This is a genomic window from Streptococcus sp. Marseille-Q5986, from assembly GCF_946902915.1.
Classification (GTDB): Bacteria; Bacillota; Bacilli; order Lactobacillales; family Streptococcaceae; genus Streptococcus.
Genome location: NZ_CAMPPY010000001.1, coordinates 329,884 through 347,549, shown reverse-complemented (window position 1 = coordinate 347,549; position 17,666 = coordinate 329,884). Strand labels below are relative to the sequence as shown.

Annotated in this window: 21 protein-coding genes and 3 pseudogenes; 9 read left to right on the top strand and 15 right to left on the bottom strand. The window is 39.1% G+C overall.

Features of this window, described 5'->3' with window-relative positions; translation table 11 throughout:
- Positions 1–26: 26 nt before the first annotated feature.
- Both OVN21_RS01975 and OVN21_RS01970 read right to left on the bottom strand, forming a co-directional pair.
- A complete protein-coding gene (locus OVN21_RS01975) occupies positions 27–314 on the bottom strand; it encodes a hypothetical protein (protein ID WP_267247054.1) in 288 nt (95 codons plus the stop codon).
- The gene (locus OVN21_RS01970; protein WP_000849721.1) at positions 308–883 is read right to left on the bottom strand and encodes a hypothetical protein; all 576 of its coding nucleotides are present in this window, start codon (positions 881–883) and stop codon (positions 308–310) included. Before OVN21_RS01970 ends, OVN21_RS01975 begins: the two co-directional genes overlap by 7 nt.
- Before the next feature lie 454 nt (positions 884–1,337).
- On the opposite strand from OVN21_RS01970, the gene rgg1518 reads away from it, so the two are divergent.
- Positions 1,338–2,189, top strand: coding sequence for an Rgg/GadR/MutR family transcriptional regulator Rgg1518 (gene rgg1518, locus OVN21_RS01965; RefSeq protein WP_267247053.1), 852 nt, complete (start codon positions 1,338–1,340; stop codon positions 2,187–2,189).
- Positions 2,190–2,427: 238 nt separating this feature from the next.
- Here the strand turns inward: rgg1518 and OVN21_RS01960 are convergent, their stop codons facing one another.
- The 6 genes from OVN21_RS01960 to nrdR form a co-directional block, all read right to left on the bottom strand.
- On the bottom strand, positions 2,428–2,760 hold the full coding sequence (locus OVN21_RS01960) for a hypothetical protein (RefSeq protein WP_267247052.1): 333 nt from the start codon (positions 2,758–2,760) through the stop codon (positions 2,428–2,430).
- An 84-nt stretch (positions 2,761–2,844) separates the two neighbouring features.
- A complete protein-coding gene (gene der / locus OVN21_RS01955; protein WP_267247051.1) occupies positions 2,845–4,155 on the bottom strand; it encodes a ribosome biogenesis GTPase Der in 1,311 nt (436 codons plus the stop codon).
- A gap of 13 nt (positions 4,156–4,168) precedes the next feature.
- Positions 4,169–4,882, bottom strand: a complete 714-nt coding sequence (locus OVN21_RS01950; RefSeq protein ID WP_267247050.1) for an NADPH-dependent oxidoreductase — start codon at positions 4,880–4,882, stop codon at positions 4,169–4,171.
- Positions 4,879–5,775, bottom strand: a complete 897-nt coding sequence (gene dnaI, locus OVN21_RS01945) for a primosomal protein DnaI (RefSeq protein WP_267247049.1) — start codon at positions 5,773–5,775, stop codon at positions 4,879–4,881. Before dnaI ends, OVN21_RS01950 begins: the two co-directional genes overlap by 4 nt.
- Entirely contained in the window at positions 5,776–6,939 is a 1,164-nt protein-coding gene (locus OVN21_RS01940) for a DnaD domain protein (RefSeq protein ID WP_267247048.1), read from the bottom strand.
- The gene (gene nrdR / locus OVN21_RS01935; protein ID WP_267247047.1) at positions 6,940–7,413 is read right to left on the bottom strand and encodes a transcriptional regulator NrdR; all 474 of its coding nucleotides are present in this window, start codon (positions 7,411–7,413) and stop codon (positions 6,940–6,942) included. It abuts the gene before it with no gap.
- A 139-nt stretch (positions 7,414–7,552) separates the two neighbouring features.
- On the opposite strand from nrdR, the gene OVN21_RS01930 reads away from it, so the two are divergent.
- The 3 genes from OVN21_RS01930 to OVN21_RS01920 are packed head-to-tail and all read left to right on the top strand — an operon-like array spanning position 7,553 to position 9,401.
- Positions 7,553–7,918, top strand: a complete 366-nt coding sequence (locus OVN21_RS01930) for a GntR family transcriptional regulator (protein ID WP_267247046.1) — start codon at positions 7,553–7,555, stop codon at positions 7,916–7,918.
- A 4-nt stretch (positions 7,919–7,922) separates the two neighbouring features.
- The gene (locus OVN21_RS01925; RefSeq protein ID WP_267247045.1) at positions 7,923–8,618 is read left to right on the top strand and encodes an ABC transporter ATP-binding protein; all 696 of its coding nucleotides are present in this window, start codon (positions 7,923–7,925) and stop codon (positions 8,616–8,618) included.
- A 15-nt stretch (positions 8,619–8,633) separates the two neighbouring features.
- On the top strand, positions 8,634–9,401 hold the full coding sequence (locus tag OVN21_RS01920) for a hypothetical protein (protein WP_267247044.1): 768 nt from the start codon (positions 8,634–8,636) through the stop codon (positions 9,399–9,401).
- Between the two features lie 30 nt (positions 9,402–9,431).
- On the opposite strand, the gene OVN21_RS01915 is transcribed toward OVN21_RS01920, so the two are convergent.
- On the bottom strand, positions 9,432–10,127 hold the full coding sequence (locus OVN21_RS01915) for an LrgB family protein (RefSeq protein WP_267247043.1): 696 nt from the start codon (positions 10,125–10,127) through the stop codon (positions 9,432–9,434).
- On the bottom strand, positions 10,124–10,498 hold the full coding sequence (locus OVN21_RS01910) for a CidA/LrgA family protein (RefSeq protein WP_267247042.1): 375 nt from the start codon (positions 10,496–10,498) through the stop codon (positions 10,124–10,126). Before OVN21_RS01910 ends, OVN21_RS01915 begins: the two co-directional genes overlap by 4 nt.
- Positions 10,499–10,780: 282 nt before the next feature.
- Between OVN21_RS01910 and OVN21_RS01905 the strand changes: the two genes are divergently transcribed.
- The 5 genes and pseudogenes from OVN21_RS01905 (at position 10,781) to queF (ending at position 12,796) form a co-directional block, all read left to right on the top strand.
- Positions 10,781–11,161 (top strand): MarR family winged helix-turn-helix transcriptional regulator, encoded by a 381-nt coding sequence (locus OVN21_RS01905; RefSeq protein ID WP_267247041.1) that lies wholly within the window; start codon positions 10,781–10,783, stop codon positions 11,159–11,161.
- Between the two features lie 98 nt (positions 11,162–11,259).
- On the top strand, positions 11,260–11,481 hold the full coding sequence (locus OVN21_RS01900) for a DUF4649 family protein (protein WP_267247040.1): 222 nt from the start codon (positions 11,260–11,262) through the stop codon (positions 11,479–11,481).
- Between the two features lie 15 nt (positions 11,482–11,496).
- The gene (gene trxA, locus OVN21_RS01895) at positions 11,497–11,811 is read left to right on the top strand and encodes a thioredoxin (RefSeq protein WP_001029581.1); all 315 of its coding nucleotides are present in this window, start codon (positions 11,497–11,499) and stop codon (positions 11,809–11,811) included.
- A gap of 210 nt (positions 11,812–12,021) precedes the next feature.
- Positions 12,022–12,228, top strand: a pseudogene (locus OVN21_RS01890) (7-cyano-7-deazaguanine synthase); the annotation flags it as partial.
- A 94-nt stretch (positions 12,229–12,322) separates the two neighbouring features.
- On the top strand, positions 12,323–12,796 hold the full coding sequence (gene queF, locus OVN21_RS01885) for a preQ(1) synthase (RefSeq protein ID WP_267247039.1): 474 nt from the start codon (positions 12,323–12,325) through the stop codon (positions 12,794–12,796).
- Between the two features lie 253 nt (positions 12,797–13,049).
- Here queF and OVN21_RS01880 read toward each other — a convergent pair.
- The 5 genes and pseudogenes from OVN21_RS01880 to OVN21_RS01860 form a co-directional block, all read right to left on the bottom strand.
- Positions 13,050–13,681, bottom strand: a pseudogene (locus OVN21_RS01880) (MIP/aquaporin family protein).
- Between the two features lie 139 nt (positions 13,682–13,820).
- Positions 13,821–14,612, bottom strand: a pseudogene (locus OVN21_RS01875) (DUF2785 domain-containing protein).
- Between the two features lie 424 nt (positions 14,613–15,036).
- Positions 15,037–15,801 (bottom strand): ABC transporter permease, encoded by a 765-nt coding sequence (locus tag OVN21_RS01870; protein WP_267247038.1) that lies wholly within the window; start codon positions 15,799–15,801, stop codon positions 15,037–15,039.
- Positions 15,794–16,564, bottom strand: a complete 771-nt coding sequence (locus tag OVN21_RS01865; protein WP_267247037.1) for an ABC transporter ATP-binding protein — start codon at positions 16,562–16,564, stop codon at positions 15,794–15,796. The genes OVN21_RS01870 and OVN21_RS01865 overlap by 8 nt, the downstream gene beginning before the upstream one ends.
- On the bottom strand, positions 16,534–17,646 hold the full coding sequence (locus OVN21_RS01860) for a HesA/MoeB/ThiF family protein (protein ID WP_267247036.1): 1,113 nt from the start codon (positions 17,644–17,646) through the stop codon (positions 16,534–16,536). Before OVN21_RS01860 ends, OVN21_RS01865 begins: the two co-directional genes overlap by 31 nt.
- Positions 17,647–17,666 lie beyond the last annotated feature (20 nt).

Here is a 17,666-nt window from a genome sequence, read left to right as displayed (position 1 = left end):
CTAACCTCTCTGACTTTTATGATACTTTAATTGCCAAAAATCGGCAAAATAGCAAATAGGATAAATAGGTTAATCCAAAGAGAAAGACAGCAGATCAGTCCAAAAACAAAGAGACTGACTTTCTTGGACAGCAAGGCCATCAAAATGGACAGAATGCCAAAAACTAGCAAGACTTTCTGTATGCTGAAGAGGTCAATCTTCCCCCCCAGAATCGGACTGCTCCAAGGAAGAAAGAAGAAAGCAATCCAGATCAACAGAACTAAACCAATATAGACCTTAGAATAGCGTGTAATAAATGATTTTAGATTCAACATCCTATAGCTCCAATCGTTTCAAAATAAACTCTGATAGCATCCGCAACCCATAAGGCACTTTCTGGTATCCAACGTCTGTTAACTTTTATAAAATCGACTAACTGACGATTACACTCACAATTAGCTCCAATACCAGCTCCCCACTTGTAACATCTATCATGATTTTGGCAACCTTGATCCAAAACGTCTACCACAGGTAAAGTAAATCCTTCCCCGTTGTAACCAGGACCACAGTAATTCCCGTGAACAGGCAATCCTGCCTTAAAATATTTAGCAGGTGTAAACGTATTTGAACTATAGTCTTCGCTTATTGTCTCTACCAATAAACCCATGTCAATTACATCTTTCGCTTGTTTATCTTGAACCGCTTTATCATAATCAAAATAAATCCTATCTTTATCTTTTACAAGATAACTCTTCAACAATTCTCCGTTACGAAAACTTCTATCGCTAACTTCCAAAGAGTTTAAGTTATCATGTGAATTAGAGTCTGCAAAAACATTTTTTCCAGCAAATAAAAGTAAAAAGGCAGATAAAGCAACTAAACAAATTTTAACGATAGTTTTCATGACTACTCCTCCTAATAAACATAAGTTATAAGCTAAATACACAAACAATATTTTTACCAAAAGAAAGTTAATTTTTGGTAAATGTACTAAATACACATAAACTTAAAGCTTGTCAAATGAGTTTAAGAAATATATTTTATATTATTCTAACAAATGATATTTCATATACTCTCCTCCTTATTTATAAAATATTCAAGTTTCACTATAATAAAAACACAACAATAAGTATATTAATGTTTGACTAAAGAATATAAATAACACATTAATTAGTCACTCCCAAAACCATATATCAAACCATGGGATCAGAGACTCCCAATCATTACAATATATGACAAAATTAAGTGAATTTTGTATTTCCATGACTTTTTTTCTCCTTTTTGATATAATGATACCACCTTTTTCTACATTTTTTTATAAATGTAGAAAATATTCACATTTGCCTAGGAGGAACAATATGAGATGGGATTATGGACAAATTTTTAAAGAAATTCGAAAGTCAAAAGGATTGACCCAACAAGATGTATGTGGACATGTCATACATCGGACAACTCTAACAAATATTGAACACGGTAAAGTTATTCCCAGTTTTGAAAACATGGTATTTCTTCTTGAACAAATTGATATGAGCTTAGCAGAATTCAAGTATATATGCAACGAATACCATCCTAGTGAAAGGCGAGATATTATTGTAGAGAGCCAAAATCCATCTACTTTTCAAGATACTAGAAAAATAATTGAACTCACTGAGAAATGTCAAAAATATCTTAAGACACATCACGATGTTCCTATTCAAAATATCTATCGCCATACAAAAATTGTCACAGAGTTACGAACTAAAGGATTCAAAAACAACCAAGTCTTGAAAGATTTGTTTGAAGAAATTTGGGACTATCTTGAACCTATGGATACATGGTACATTAGTGATTTGAAATTGCTAGGAACCATTCTCTTTTTCTTTCCTTCAGAAAATCTTCCCTTTCTTATTGATAGAATTATGAAAACCATCGAGAAATATAAATACTTCCGAGAAACAAAAGTATTTTTATCATCTTTTTTAGCCAATCTCTCCACTGTATATTTTCAACATCATTTACTCAAAGAATGTGAAACAATCACCCTACAACTTTTGGTATTAGCAGAAGAATTAAAAATATACGATATTCTTGGATTTTCTCAAGTACGCTTGGGAATACTGCAACATAACTCCGATTTGATTAACAAAGGAATAACTTTATTACGACTAACCAAAGAAGAGGCATTAGTTAAAATACTCGAAAAAGAAATTAATGATTTTTCAAACCTATAATTTGCAATAACTCTCATCACTTTATTATAGCAAATCGAAATAGAATGTGAACGAATCAATTAGGGGTCTAAAGCATTTTATTCCAATGTTTTATAAGTTGTATTGTATTATTTCATATTCAATACACTATACAAGATGAATGTTCCTCTCAAGTTTCATAATCAAAATAAAAACGACTGTATCTATAGCTGTATAAATAAATCATAGATATTGTCATTTTTTAGTTCCTACCCTTTTCTTAATTCACACCCTTAGACTTTCCTAACTCCTTTCTTAGTCTAAGCATTTTTTTGAAGAATACATAGGTTAACCAATCACTGGCAAAAGCAATAAGTAGTAATAATAGCCAAATGCCCCAAAGCTTGATGTCTACCACATTTTTCAAGACGATATTGAAAAACAAGACTGAAAAAACTGTCCAAGCAAGACTAAACAGAGCATAGAGGGTGATGTAAATCCAGTAAAAATAGTAAAAAATTGGGAAAAATTTACTAGCTCTATTAGCCTTGTCAATCCAGCTGAAAAAGTAAATACAGGGAAATATGAGCACGAATTTAAACAAATGTTTCATCACCAGCCCCCTCTATTTGATAGCGTTTTCTTCACCTTCATTCTATCAAAAAAATCTGGAAATGTCATTCCAGATTCTACTTTTTTATTTACGTTTTCTTGCGATGAGATGGATTGGTGTCCCCTCAAAAACAAAGGCCTTGCGGATTTGATTTTCCAAGAAACGCAGGTAAGAAAAGTGCATAAGTTCTTCTTCGTTGACAAAGATAACAAAGGTTGGTGGCTTGCTTGCCACTTGGGTCGCATAGAAAATCTTGAGACGTTTTCCTTTGTCTGTCGGTGTTGGGTTGATGGCAATGGCATCCATAATCACATCGTTCAAGACAGCTGATGGAATACGTGTGTTTTGACTTTCACTGATTTGCTTGATCATCTCAGGAAGTTTGTGGAGACGTTGCTTGGTCAAGGCTGATACAAAGATAATCGGTGCGTAAGGCAGGTATTGGAACTGCTCACGGATATCTTCTTCCCAGTTTTTCATAGTGTGGTTGTCTTTTTCAAGTGTGTCCCACTTGTTGACCACGATAATCATCCCTTTACCAGCTTCATGGGCAAATCCTGCGATACGCTTATCGTACTCACGGATTCCTTCTTCCGCATTGAGGACCATCAAGACTACATCAGAACGATCAATGGCACGCATGGCACGCATGACAGAGTACTTCTCCGTATTTTCATAGACTTTACCAGACTTACGCATACCAGCCGTATCAATCATGGTAAACTCTTGTCCATCCGTATCTGTAAAATGGGTATCAATGGCATCACGCGTTGTTCCAGCTACTGGACTAGCAATCACGCGATCTTCTCCCAAAATAGCGTTGATCAAACTTGATTTTCCAACGTTTGGACGGCCAATCAAGCTGAATTTGATCACATCTGGATTTTCTTCTTCAACTTCATTTGGTAGATTTTCCACGATGGCATCGAGCACATCCCCTGTCCCGATACCGTGGACAGACGAGATTGGCAGAGGTTCGCCCAAGCCCAGAGCATAGAAATCATAGATGTCGTTTCGCATCTCGGGATTATCAACCTTGTTAACGGCAAGGATAACAGGTTTATGGGTTTTATAAAGTTTACGGGCTACGTACTCATCTGCATCCGTGATTCCTTCTTTCCCAGACACCACAAAAACGATGACATCAGCTTCTTCCATAGCAATTTCTGCTTGGTGCTTGATTTGCTCCATGAAGGGAGCGTCGACGTCGTCAATCCCTCCCGTATCAATCATACTAAAGGAACGATTGAGCCACTCACCCGTTGCATAGATACGGTCACGTGTCACACCCTCGACATCTTCTACAATTGAGATTCGCTCACCAGCGATCCGATTAAATAGGGTCGATTTCCCAACATTGGGACGTCCCACAATGGCAATAGTTGGTAAGACCATGTTTTCTCACTTTCTACAATAACTTTTTCTGTTCTAGATTCTTCCGAGTTGAACTAGGTTCGGCTTGACCAAACTGCTCTGCTAAACGCCGACTCCAAGAGGTCGTCGCACGCGCACCAGCATAGTCTGCCTGAACTTTGTCATAGTCCAAAATCGCTTCAACTGGCTGTTCTTGGTATTCTTCTTCAAATACCACTTGATTCAAAGGCAGTCTTGGTTTGACTTCATGTTGTTGATTTGGCACGCCAAGGGCAATCCCAAAAACAGGGTAGGTATAGTCAGACAGGTTAAAAAGCGCTGCAACTTCTTCCGACTTGTAACGGACTAAACCAATGATAACACCACCATATCCCAGACTCTCTGCTGCAAGCAAGGTATTTTGCCCTGCAAGCGCTGCATCTACCGAAGTGATGAGGAGACCTTCTACCCCTTGAGGTTGGAAACTGTCCGCGTGAAGTCTTGCTCCCTTTTCAGCTCGGTTCAAGTCACCGACAAAAAGCAAAAAGGCTGCTGACTGGCGAATAGCTTCCTGAGGAACCAGTTCGTATAAGGCATCTTTCTTCTCTTGACTGCGCACAAGAATCACAGAGTAAGATTGGAAATTTTTCCAAGATGACGCCATTTGTCCAGCAGTCAAAATCTCGTCCAAGTCTGCTTGAGGAATTTCCTGTTCCTTAAAGCGACGAACTGAAGTATGAGCTTTCATCAGTTTAATGGTTTCTGTCATCGGCGATTTTCTCCTTCTAGTCTGGTTTCTTCTGCCAAATAACGGATTCGTTCCATAACCCGTCTAGCTTCCCAAGTCTCATCATTTCCATTCTTTCCTTTGGCAAAATGTTTTTCCAAATCTTGGAAATTAAAGTTGGAAGTAAAGAAGGTCGGCAAATCTTCCTGCATGCGATACTGAAGAATGACTTGGAGAATCTCATCACGCACCCAAGGGGTTGACTGCTCCGCACCAATATCATCTAAGACCAGAACTTCTGCTAACTTGATGTCATCCACCAAGGTCTTCACAGAACCTTCACCGATAGCATTTTTCACATCAATGACAAAACTTGGATAGTGGAGAATCGTTGTTGATGCCCCACGTTTTTCAGATAGGTCGTGAGCTAAGGCCGCCATCATGAAACTCTTACCAACACCAAAATCTCCGTAAAGATAGAGGCCTTTTCGGATGCTTGGGTAAAGGTCAACAAAGGCATAGAGTCTCTCAAAAATCGGCAAACGACCTAGATCATCCAGGTCAATCTGAGCTAACTTCGCTTTCTTGAGACTTGCTGGTAGATTGATCAACTTAAGACGATTCTTAATTGCAGCCTCTTTTTCTGCCGCGATTAGTTCTGGTGTTTCTTCATAAGACACATCCGCATAACCGTGATTCATAACCAGGATAGGCTTGTAGCCACGCGCTATATAGTCCGCATCCCCACGAAGAAACTTGTCCCGTTCTGTGATATATTGGTTGAACTTGGAGATGCTACGATTCAACTCCTCTGGACTGAGGGATTCTTTCTGGATAAAAGTCGCCACATCTGGGTCTTTCATAATCTGCTGGGCTAGGTCCTGATACTGAAAACGACTTGTCTGAAGTTTGATAACGTCACCAACACTTTCCATCTAGTCTCCTCCTTCTTCTAATCGGGCTAACATTTCTTGTTTTTTACGTTCTAGTTCCAGACGAGTTTCCTCACTGGTTTGATTCTTATAATCTGGATTGCTCCACTTGGGAACATTTGTCTTAGTCGAGCTAGTTTTCGATTTTTGGTCTTCCTGACCTTTTTGCTGACGCTCTCGAATCCGAAGCACAGCCTCTTCTGCTGTCCGAATTTTTTGATAAGCATAGTCATTTGCGACTTTCATGGCATATTTTTCATTGACATTAGCCGAATCAACCTTGTTAAAGGTTAGAAGTAAGACGATATTGATGACTTCATCCAACAAGCCTACAGATGCCATCTGGTGAAGAAGTTCTCGTTCGCTCTGGGTGATGTTTCCCTTACGAATTTGCTTGATTTCCGCTAAAAATTGTAGGGGAGTTTTATTTTTGGCTTCCCTGATAATGGTCATTTCTTTGGGGCTAAAGTCAGAAGAAACCTGCTTTTGCGCAATCTTTTCACGCATGCGTTTGATTGAAATAACTTGAGCCACCGCTGTCGCCTTGGCTAATTGATAGGTTTCAAACCAGGGCCATTTTTTTTCATCTGCGATGGCAAACAATTCCAAAACATCCGTTTGCTCGTCTTCAAAACGCAATCCATCTCGAGCCATCAGGCGCTGGAAATGTTCCAAGTCAAAATCATTTTTTAACTTGCTTTTTGACTCGATTGGTGTCACTTCTTCAGTCAGGATTGGAAAGACTTGACTCAAAGAAACAGAGAGTGCTTCTCCCTCACTTGCATCCTGCTTCATAGCAGAGACAGCTGTATCCCCAATCTTTTTCTCTAATAACCTGCTATAGACAGAATGACTTAGAAATTCCTGACTGGAGAGGGGAGGATGAAGCTGTAATTCATAGACATTCTCCTTCTGATAAAGGGTTAATAAATCCAAAGCAGACAAGACTTTGAAGGATTGGAGCAAGGTCGGCATGCCAAAGTTTAAGTGATTGAGGATATGGGAAAAGAGGTGTTCCTTTTGCCCACCATCCCAAAAGGTAATGGCGTATAGATAGAGGCTCAGTGGCTCCTGACCGATAATTGGGAGGTAGCACTGCACTAGAGAAGAGGTATCTTGTGACACCTGATTATTCTTTAGAAAAGAAAAACGGTCATTTGGCTTCATCTATTTTTCCTTTTTCTTTTTAGAGGACTGGGTGATTTGTTGGAGCAGACTCTCCAACTCACTGACATCCTTAAAACTACGATAGACGCTGGCAAAACGTACATAGGTAATCTCATCTAACTCAGCCAACTCCTCCATGACGAGTGAACCAATGTCCTCACTTTGAATTTCATTTTCATTTCGACTACGGAGTTTTTGTTCGATACGATTGACTACCATGTTGATTTCATCACTTGAAACAGGGCGTTTCTGGGCTGAGCGAATAATCCCATTAAAGATTTTATCTCTCGAAAACTGCTCACGTGTACCGTCTTTTTTGACGACAACAAGCGTTCTTTCTTCTACTCGTTCATAGGTTGTAAAACGATGCTGGCATTCGTCGCACTCACGTCTTCTACGAATGGTGTTCCCTTCTTCTGCTTGGCGACTATCGATAACACTTGACTTGGTAGCCCCACATTTTGGACAACGCATCCTTTCCCTCCTTATCGTTTTCTTTTCATTATACCATTTTTTAAACGATTCCCAAAACAATTCTTCTTTTTGCTTGACAAGTTTTTTGTTTTATTGTATTATTTAATTAGAACAATAAAGGCAAAGAAAGGAGACTATGATGTCCTGGTCATTTGATAACACAAAACCGATTTATTTACAGATTATGGAAAAAATCAAACTACAGATTGTTTCCCATAAACTGGAACCCAACCAACAACTTCCGACCGTAAGGGAGCTGGCTAGCGAGGCAGGTGTCAATCCCAACACCATCCAAAGGGCCTTGTCAGACCTTGAACGAGAAGGATTTGTCTACAGCAAGCGGACAACTGGACGATTTGTGACTGAGGATAAGGAACTGATCGCCCAATCGCGCAAACAACTATCAGAAGAACAATTGGAACACTTCGTTTCCTCCATGACCCATTTTGGCTATGAAAAAGAAGAACTACCAGGCGTAGTCAGCGATTATATTAAAGGAGTTTAAGTCTATGTCATTACTAGCATTTGAAAATGTATCCAAATCTTATAGTGCAACCCCAGCCCTTGAAAATGTTTCTCTTGACATCCCCGCTGGAAAAATTGTCGGTCTCCTTGGCCCAAACGGCTCAGGAAAAACAACCTTGATCAAACTGATCAATGACCTTCTTCAGCCAGACAAAGGACGTGTCCTCATTAACGGACAGTATCCAAGTCCTGCTACCAAGGCGATTGTCTCTTATCTACCAGACACAACTTATCTCAATGAGCAAATGAAGGTCAAAGAAGCCCTAACCTACTTTAAGACCTTCTATAAAGATTTCAATCTGGAACGCGCCCATCATCTACTTGCAGACCTTGGCATTGATGAAAATAGTCGTCTCAAGAAACTTTCAAAAGGGAACAAGGAAAAGGTACAATTGATTTTGGTTATGAGCCGTGATGCTCGTCTCTACGTTTTGGACGAACCCATTGGTGGGGTGGATCCAGCAGCCCGTGATTATATCCTCAATACCATTATCAACAACTACTCCCCAACTTCTACCGTTTTGATTTCTACCCACTTGATTTCGGATATCGAGCCAATCTTGGATGAAATTATCTTCCTAAAAGATGGAAAAGTCGTTCGTCAAGGAAATGTAGATGATATTCGCTATGAGTCTGGTGAATCCATTGACCAGCTCTTCCGTCAGGAATTTAAGGCCTAAGCAAAGGAGATTATTATGTTTTGGAATTTAGTTCGCTACGAATTTAAAAATGTTAACAAGTGGTATTTAGCTCTTTATGGTGCTGTGCTAGTCCTTTCTGCCCTTATCGGGATACAGACACAAGGCTTTAAAAATCTACCTTACCAAGAAAGTCAGGCTACTATGCTACTTTTTCTAGCTACAGTCTTTGGGGGGTTGATGCTTGCACTTGGAATTTCAACCATTTTCTTGATTATTAAACGCTTCAAAGGAAGTGTCTATGACCGACAAGGCTATCTGACTTTGACCTTACCAGTTTCTGAACACCATATCATCACAGCCAAACTAATCGGTGCCTTTATCTGGTCATTGATTAGCACTGCTGTCCTAGCTCTAAGTGCTGTTATTATTGTGACCCTAACGGTTCCAGAATGGATTCCTCTTTCTTATGTGATTACATTTGTAGAAACACATCTCCCTCAGATCTTTCTTACAGGTATATCCTTCCTACTAAATACCATTTCAGGAATCCTCTGCATCTACTTGGCTATTTCCATTGGACAGCTTTTCAACGAATACCGCACAGCACTCGCTGTTGCAGCCTACATTGGGATCCAAATCGTCATTGGATTTATTGAACTTTCCTTCAATCTTAGTTCTAATTTCTATGTCAATTCACTTGTAGGACTTAATGACCATTTCTATATGGGAGCAGGTATAGCCATTGTTGAAGAACTCATTTTCATAGCTGTCTTTTACCTCGGAACCTACTACATCTTGAGAAACAAGGTTAATTTGCAATAAAAAAGCCCAGCTAAACAGCTGGGTTTTGATTTAACTCAATATCAAACTGGCTACAAGAGGGCTGACAAAGACATAGAGAATACCGGTAACACCGATAGCCAAGCCCCCCATGGCTCCTGCTACAGAGCCGTATCGAAAGGCTGTTCCCGTTCCGACTGCATGCCCTGTTCCTCCAAGGGAAAGTCCGACTGCTACCGGATCATCAATTTTCAACCACTTCAAAAGGGTGGGACCAATCACACTGGTTAAAATCCCAGTTGCCACTACGACGACCAAGGTCACGGTCGTCAGACCTTGCAATTTTTCTGTAATTCCTACTGCCATGGCGGTTGTCACTGACTTAGGAAAGAGAGAAATGGCTAGGAAAAAGTCCATGCCAAAGATTTTAGCCACAAGGGCTGTGAAAGAGGTATTGACCACCACCGCTAGCAGACTACCAAAGAGAATACTCCGAGCATGGTGCTTCATCAAGTGAAAACTCTTGTAAAGCGGAATCCCTAGAGCCACTGTCGATGGGACTATCAAGTTATTCAGATACACCCCACCTTGGTAGTAATCTTGGTAAGAAATCCCCGTCACCTTTAGAAAGATAATAATGAAAACAGCCGACAAAAGCAAGGGTGTTGTCAATGGATGGGGGAAGCGTCTGTAAATCAGCATTCCCGCTAGATAAGCTAGGATAGACAGGGCAAGCCCGAACAGGGGATTGCAAACAAATTCACTCATTTGGCATCTCCTTTCTCATAATCTCCCTCAAATCGTCTCTTGATAAACTGAACCACTAGGGCTATAAGGATAATATTGATAACAGCTGCAAAAAAGACAATCAAGACAATGGGCAAAAGATAGGGTGCAATCACATCAAACTTTTCCATAATTCCCACTGCTGGTGGCAAAAAGAGAATGGTCATATTGGCCAACAAGAAATTCCCGACCATGTTGACATGCCTGGTTCTCAGCCACTTAAATTGTAGGGCTAGAAAGAGAATAATCAAACCGATAACACTGCCTGGGATGGGCAAATGAAAGAAACTGGAGATTCCCTCTCCGATTAGAGAAATCACAAAGAGAATCATTAATTGAACATATAATTTCATCCTAAACTCCACGAAATAGACTTCTTGCATACCAGTTTACTCTTTTTTCAGAAAATTTCAAGGAAATGCACAAGAGTTAGTGAAAACTTGAGAAGAAAGGGGATACAGGCAATTACAGACTAGTGAAAACAGGCGTGATTTAGGATAAAAGATTTCAGCGTCCTTCTTGCCAGCTCTTTTGAAAAGTAGTATAATTATTGCATGCGCAATCATCTTGTGATGCAGAGACTGTCCGTGAATGGACTTTCTTCTATTTACAACTCTAAAAAGAAAGGAGATACTATGACCTATTTGGAAAAATGGTTTGACTTCAATAGGCATCAGAAAGAAATTGAAGACCTCTTGGAAGAGACCATTGCCCAGCAAAGCGAGCAAAGTCTGACCTTGAAAGAATTTTACCTGCTCTACTATCTGGACTTGGCTCAAAAAAAATCTCTACGACAGATTGACCTGCCAGACAAACTTCATCTGAGCCCGAGCGCTGTTTCTCGGATGGTGGCTCGCTTAGAAGCTAAAAATTGCGGTCTACTCAGTCGCAGATGTTGTGATCAAGATAGACGCTCTAGCTTTATCTGCCTGACAGGTGATGGGCAAAAGACACTGGCCTCTCTACAAAAGGCTGTCGAAGAAAGCTTGGAAACTGGTTTGGATTTCTTGATTTAAGATGATTTCTAAAAAAGTTGCGTGCGCAAGCATTTTTATTGACATTCTCTCTTACAAGGAGTAAAATAAAGTCATCATTAAACAAATGAGTTTTTAAAATGATTGAAATTACCTATCTAGATGCCAGCAAGAATGAAAGAACTGTAACTTTCGACTCTTATGAAGACTTTGATTGTTCACAACAAGCTTGCCTTATCGGCGTCGCAGATTACTACCCTGTTCAAAAATTGACTTATAAGGGTCATGATTTGGACTACCATGGGACTTACGGAGATATCTTCTTCTATCTCAAGAAACAAGATTTAAGCCAATATAACTAAAAAAGGAGAAATACAATGGCAAAAGCAATTACAGATGCAACATTCGAACAAGAAACAAAAGACGGTTTGGTCTTAGTAGACTTCTGGGCAACTTGGTGTGGTCCATGTCGTATGCAAGGTCCAATCTTGGATAAATTATCTGAAGAACTTTCAGAAGATGTCTTGAAAATCGTTAAAATGGACGTTGATGAAAATCCAAACACAGCTCGTGCCTTTGGAATCATGTCTATTCCAACTCTTCTCTTCAAAAAAGACGGCCAAGTGGTGAAACAAGTTGCTGGTGTTCACACAGCAGAACAAATCAAGGCCATCGTTGCTGAATTGAGCTAATCAAACGAGAGACCAAGTACTTGCTTTGGTCTCTTTTTTCTTGCCCTTTGCCATTTTTCAAAAAATATGCTAGAAATATGCTAGACTGTAGATAGAATATTACGATGTTTGGGACATGCCATCGCTAAAAAAACTCTACTTGGTATTTTTTAGCTCCCTCAAGGGAGCTTTTTGCGTGCTCTGAACATTTCCCATTTTGGAAGGAGTACTATGAAACGGCAATCAGCTTTGGTCGTCTTTAGTGGCGGTCAAGATTCCACAACCTGCCTCTTTTGGGCTAAAGAACACTATGAAACAGTCGAAGCTGTCACCTTTGCCTACGGCCAACGCCATCATCTCGAAATTCAAGTTGCTGAAGAAATCGCTAAGGAACAAGGCATTCGTCATCACATCTTAGATATGTCTCTGCTGGGGCAAAGTCCGCGTCCTTCCTCAACTGCATACCCTCCTCTACGACAACCAACGTGGTGTTTAAGATTAGAAAGGAAAAATCATGTCACAATAAGAAGAAATGAAAAACATAAGCCTACTAAGCAACAAAGAAACCAACTACATTTTCGACTATCAACCAGAAGTCCTCGAATTCTTTGACAATCGTCATGGGGAAAATGACTATTTCATCAAATTCAACTGCCCTGAATTTACTTCCCTTTGCCCAATCACTGCTCAGCCAAACTTTGCGACCATTTATATTTCCTACATTCCTGACAAGCTCTGTGTCGAGTCAAAATCCCTCAAACTCTACCTTTTTAGCTACCGAAATCATGGGGATTTTCACGAAAACTGTATCAACACTATCGGTAAAGACTTGATCAACTTGCTAGACCCTCGCTATTTAGAGGTCTGGGGAAAATTTACACCTCGCGGTGGCATTTCAATAGCCCCCTACTACAACTACGGTAAGCCAGGAACTAGGTATGAAGGCTTGGCAGAACAACGCCTCTTCCAACACGATCTCTACCCAGAGAAAATTGACAACCTCTAATACTCTTCGAAAATCTCTTCAAACCACGTCAATGTCGTCTTGCCGTATGTATGTTACTGACTTCGTCAGTTTCATCTACAACCTCAAAACAGTGTTTTGAGCTGACTTCGTCAGTTCTATCTACAACCTCAAAACAGTACTTTGAGCAGCCTGCGGCTAGCTTCCTAGTTTGCTCTTTGATTTTCATTGAGTATAAATAGATACGAAAAAGCCCTATTCCTCAAGATGAGGAGCAAGGCTTTTTGAGTTTCCATTATTCTTCTGTTCCAAGGAAGTTTTTCGCAACAAGGGCCGCAAGAAGGCCACCAAAGATTGGGGCAAGGATGAAAATCCATACTTGTTGAAGAGCTGCGCCACCAACCAAGATAGCTGGCCCCAAGCTACGGGCTGGATTAACTGAAAGGCCAGTAATGTTCAATCCAACAAGAATTATCACCATCAATGACAAACCAATTACCAAACCAGCAATCACGCCGTTTCCCTTGCTTGCTGATGTTACAGTCATGATAACTAGGACAAACAAGAAGGTTGCGATCACTTCAAATAGGAAACCACCAAAGACAGTTACACCGTTTGCCAAGGCATTTTCACCAAGACTAGCAGTTGACATACCTGAGTTGGACAAGAGGAAGAAGACCGCACCAGAAGCGATGAAAGCTCCAACTACTTGCCCAAGATGCAGTTGACAAGTTCTGAAGATGACAAACGTTTGTTTACAAACATAGCGATCGAAACCGCTGGGTTCAAGTGAGCACCTGAAACCGTTCCGACTGAGAAAGCTGCGACTACGATGGCCAAACCAAAGACAAGAGCAATCCCAAGGTGGCCAAGACCTTCAAGACCATTTCCAAAAACAACGGCTCCTGTTCCGATAAACACAAGCATAAAAGTACCGATTAACTCAGCAACAAATTTTTTCATGATAAGCCTCCTTTTTTAAAACTATGTATTAATCTATCAAAAGAAAGAAAGGGGTTCAAGAAAATTGACTGGAAAGTTTTTTGAAAATCTGACTCGCTTTTTCTTAGTATTGAAAAGACTGGATAGCTTCTTTCAAGTCATCTTGTAAACTATTTCTCTTGTCAAGTTGTACATAGACTTCCAACAGACAGGATCTGAAGTTGGAAAATTTGTAAAAATCTTCTCTTTCTTCTATCGGAAAATCAACTGTTTTTATCCAAGAAGCTACTTGCTCTTGCTCCAACTTCCCTTGTAAAATCGGTTCATAAAGCACTCTGGCTAAACGCCAATCTTCATCATTTGTAAAACGAATGGTAATTCTTTTAAATAATTGACCAAGTATGTCAAATACTTCATGAACTCTGTTTATAGGAAAGTCTGGATGACAAACCACCTCTGTCAGTAAATCGGCTCCATGTGCAAAAGCATGAACCCAACCATACTGACTTTAAAAACCTGTCGTGTCCTTTTCTTTTGAAATATAGTACAAACCTTGATTTAAAAGGACATTACGGATTCCTGCATTTAATCCCTGATAAAAAATCGATTGCTGGTTGACATCAGCAGATAACAGGTTGGTATAAATAAGTGCTCTAAAAGAACGTTCAAGGACTGGCAGACCTACCTTATTAATCTCTTTGTATAGTCCTTCATCAGATGTGAGCACCTCTGCTATAAAGTGAAATTGCTCCTGCGTCAATAATTCTTCCTGAATCCCTCTAGCTAAACTGGTAAAAACAAGTTCATCACGAATTTCTGGTGAAGGATCTCCCAAATGATCAAGCAACCACTGGATTTCCTCCTGGTTATAATTTGGTTTTTCTTCTGCTATTTTTCTTAGTAAATCTTGATACATGGTCAATACCTCTACATTTCTAGCAACTGTTCAAAAAGGCAGTCTTAAATGACCTTACCAATTTGTAAAATTAAGTTAAAAAGAAAAAGACATTTATATTCAGAGAAACAGCATATTTCTGAAAAGATATATAAATGATTTATTCCATATTACCACAAATAAACTTGTAATGATAGAGCCTTATCACAAAAATCACATTCCTGTCTCAAAAATTGCGAAAAACTAGTTATAATAAAGTGAAATAAAAACTATACAAATTGATTAGGGAATTTAAAACAATTTCTAACAATATTTTAAAAACTGAACCGTACTATTTCAACTTCCATAAATTACAATATTGATAGGCACAGTTCCCATACCTGTCCAAATTCGAATAACGTTTAGTATAAATTAGAATATGACTACAACATCACAAATAATTAGACTATCTATAATATCTACGATGTAACATATACATAGGAAACACCGTTATCAAGAGCGCCAAGGCTATCAACCAGATAAGATGAAGATACAGACCTGTCACCTCCCCTCCCCATATAATCCGAATCATACTGGTAGCGTGATACAAGGGAGAAAACCAAGTCAAATCACCAAGTATTGGGGGCAAGGAAGTAATAGGAAAGAAGGTATCTGAAAACATATAAAGAGGACGAATTACCAAAACATTGTAGTAATTCAGAAATTCCCTAGACGGCGCCAAGTAGGTAAAGATTAGCCCTAAAACACCAAACAAATAACCCACTATAAATAAAATCAGAGGAATCAATAACATCAAGGCATGAAAATGCGCTGTGATAAGCATGGAAATCAGCCAAAAAATCCCACCGAAAATCACTGCACGAATACCTGCCCAGATAGCCTGACCCACCACAATATCACTCGTATTGATTGGCGTCATCAACATAGCATCATAAGTCTTTTCAATCTTATACTGGATAAAGGCATTGACCGTTGTTTCTGCGGTGGCCGCAGACATGGAAGTCGCAGCAATTAAACCTGTAATGACAAAATCACGGTAGAGCATACCGTTAACATGCGTCAAATAGGCACCAACTCCAAATCCCATTGCTAAAAGATAAAAGAGGGGGTCGATAAGGTTGGGGACAATTGAAATTTTAAATAAGTTTCTAAAACTCATGTAGTTACGTACCACAACGTGTCCGATGGTCTGAAATGATAACTTAAACATGCAAGCCCTCCTTCTCTGTCCCAGTCAACCCCAAAAAAAGCGTCTCAAGGTTATCAGCATCATACTTGATGAGCAAGTCTTCTACAGTTCCTTCTTCTTTGATAATCCCTTGGTGGAGCATCAGCACCCTATCTGTCAAATATTCAATCTCATTCATATAGTGGGAAGTAATAATGATGGAAACACCTAATTCCTTCAACTCCAAAAGTTTATCCCAAATAATATTGCGGGATTGAATGTCTAAACCAACTGTCGGTTCATCTAAAATGATAATATCAGGCCGATTGATGAGGGCTCTTGCCAAGACAAGACGTCGTCGCATCCCACCCGACAGCTGATTCACCATCTTTTGCGCATGTTTGCTCAGTTGAACAAAATCCAAGAGAGAATCGATTCTCTTCCTAAGTTCGACAGATGAGATACCATAGCATAGACCGTGAGCAAAAAGATTATCATAAACATTCAAGGTCATGTCCAGCATATCCTCCTGCCCTACAATACCCAGACAAGATTTACTCTTACGACGATTGGTTTCAATATTTTGCCCCAAGATATCAATCTCTCCTGAGGAAATTGAGGTCAGTGAGTAAATCATCTTTAAAGTGGATGTTTTGCCGGCACCGTTGATTCCCAAGATACCCAAACACTCTCCTTCTCCCAATTCAAAGCTAATTCCCTTGACAGCTTCATAAGAACCATATTGCTTTTTTAGATTTTTAACACTTAACTTCTTCACTCTTTCTTTCCCCCACAAATAGAGCATGTTGGATACTTTGTTAATTCATCAAAATGTTGTTCGAATGTTATAAAGTCAATTGAGAATCTTTTATTAAATGTTAGCAATGCTTCGTATCCCCAAAAAATATATCTTAAAATTTCAAACGAAATAAAATACCCTTGAAATAGACAAGCAGGGCCTAAAGCACCATTCGGAGTTCTGAACATCTCTAGTTCCAATGAATTTGTCATTGTACGAACGGTCTCCAACTCCTCAGCATACTCAGGAATTTTTTCCAAATCCTCTAAAAACTGACAGTAATAGCACGCTGCTTTATACGGAATAATTGAATATACTTTCCCATTTTTCTTACCAACCACAGCAGACAGGCATAATTTATTGTATTGAACACAAGCTTCATTGACCCAAAAATCAATATAGCCTGTTGGATAATCTGCAACATTTACTACGATATCACATTTTGAAGTTTTTATTAACTCATCAACATCCTCTTTTGAACCTATCTCTTTATCAAGTACCTCAAATTCAATTAAAGGATTAAACTTTCTAAGCGACTCTTTTGCAGCCTCTACTTTTCTTTTTCCAATATCAGATGTCGAATACAAAATTTGTCTATTGAGATTACTAGCTTCGACCGTATCAAAATCAACTGCTGTAATATGCCCTATACCTAATTCAGCCAATGCTAGACAGATATTACTTCCTATACCACCAATACCTAAGAGCAAAATACGCGTCTTTTTTAATTTTAACTGATAATCATATTTTGTTAAAGATAATGTATCTAAAGTATTAAAAAAGTTAAGATTTACGGAATATCTATCCAATTCTTCTGAAGTTAATTCAGTTGTAGTAACAAAATTATCCTCCAAATACCCTAGTGTATCTAGTAAAGAAATACTTTCTTCTACCTCATTAGGGGACAAGTTATCAACTAAGCTACAAATTTCATTGATTGTATGTTTTCCATTGAGGAGCTTAATGAGCTGAGTATACTTCTCATCCAGATTCTCAATCTCAATACCATAATCTTTACCTATACCTAATCTGATTTTATCCTTTAAAAATAGGACACTATGAATATCTTTAATTTTAGGTAAATTCAATTCTATTTCCTCCTAAAATA

Excerpts from the sequence above, each read along its gene's own strand:
- OVN21_RS01975 (WP_267247054.1), bottom strand. The coding sequence starts at position 314 with ATGTTGAATCTAAAATCATTTATTACACGCTATTCTAAGGTCTATATT.
- OVN21_RS01970 (WP_000849721.1), bottom strand. The coding sequence starts at position 883 with ATGAAAACTATCGTTAAAATTTGTTTAGTTGCTTTATCTGCCTTTTTA.
- rgg1518 (WP_267247053.1), top strand. The coding sequence starts at position 1,338 with ATGAGATGGGATTATGGACAAATTTTTAAAGAAATTCGAAAGTCAAAA.
- OVN21_RS01960 (WP_267247052.1), bottom strand. The coding sequence starts at position 2,760 with ATGAAACATTTGTTTAAATTCGTGCTCATATTTCCCTGTATTTACTTT.
- der (WP_267247051.1), bottom strand. The coding sequence starts at position 4,155 with ATGGTCTTACCAACTATTGCCATTGTGGGACGTCCCAATGTTGGGAAA.
- OVN21_RS01950 (WP_267247050.1), bottom strand. The coding sequence starts at position 4,882 with ATGACAGAAACCATTAAACTGATGAAAGCTCATACTTCAGTTCGTCGC.
- dnaI (WP_267247049.1), bottom strand. The coding sequence starts at position 5,775 with ATGGAAAGTGTTGGTGACGTTATCAAACTTCAGACAAGTCGTTTTCAG.
- OVN21_RS01940 (WP_267247048.1), bottom strand. The coding sequence starts at position 6,939 with ATGAAGCCAAATGACCGTTTTTCTTTTCTAAAGAATAATCAGGTGTCA.
- nrdR (WP_267247047.1), bottom strand. The coding sequence starts at position 7,413 with ATGCGTTGTCCAAAATGTGGGGCTACCAAGTCAAGTGTTATCGATAGT.
- OVN21_RS01930 (WP_267247046.1), top strand. The coding sequence starts at position 7,553 with ATGTCCTGGTCATTTGATAACACAAAACCGATTTATTTACAGATTATG.
- OVN21_RS01925 (WP_267247045.1), top strand. The coding sequence starts at position 7,923 with ATGTCATTACTAGCATTTGAAAATGTATCCAAATCTTATAGTGCAACC.
- OVN21_RS01920 (WP_267247044.1), top strand. The coding sequence starts at position 8,634 with ATGTTTTGGAATTTAGTTCGCTACGAATTTAAAAATGTTAACAAGTGG.
- OVN21_RS01915 (WP_267247043.1), bottom strand. The coding sequence starts at position 10,127 with ATGAGTGAATTTGTTTGCAATCCCCTGTTCGGGCTTGCCCTGTCTATC.
- OVN21_RS01910 (WP_267247042.1), bottom strand. The coding sequence starts at position 10,498 with ATGAAATTATATGTTCAATTAATGATTCTCTTTGTGATTTCTCTAATC.
- OVN21_RS01905 (WP_267247041.1), top strand. The coding sequence starts at position 10,781 with ATGACCTATTTGGAAAAATGGTTTGACTTCAATAGGCATCAGAAAGAA.
- OVN21_RS01900 (WP_267247040.1), top strand. The coding sequence starts at position 11,260 with ATGATTGAAATTACCTATCTAGATGCCAGCAAGAATGAAAGAACTGTA.
- trxA (WP_001029581.1), top strand. The coding sequence starts at position 11,497 with ATGGCAAAAGCAATTACAGATGCAACATTCGAACAAGAAACAAAAGAC.
- queF (WP_267247039.1), top strand. The coding sequence starts at position 12,323 with ATGAAAAACATAAGCCTACTAAGCAACAAAGAAACCAACTACATTTTC.
- OVN21_RS01870 (WP_267247038.1), bottom strand. The coding sequence starts at position 15,801 with ATGTTTAAGTTATCATTTCAGACCATCGGACACGTTGTGGTACGTAAC.
- OVN21_RS01865 (WP_267247037.1), bottom strand. The coding sequence starts at position 16,564 with ATGCTCTATTTGTGGGGGAAAGAAAGAGTGAAGAAGTTAAGTGTTAAA.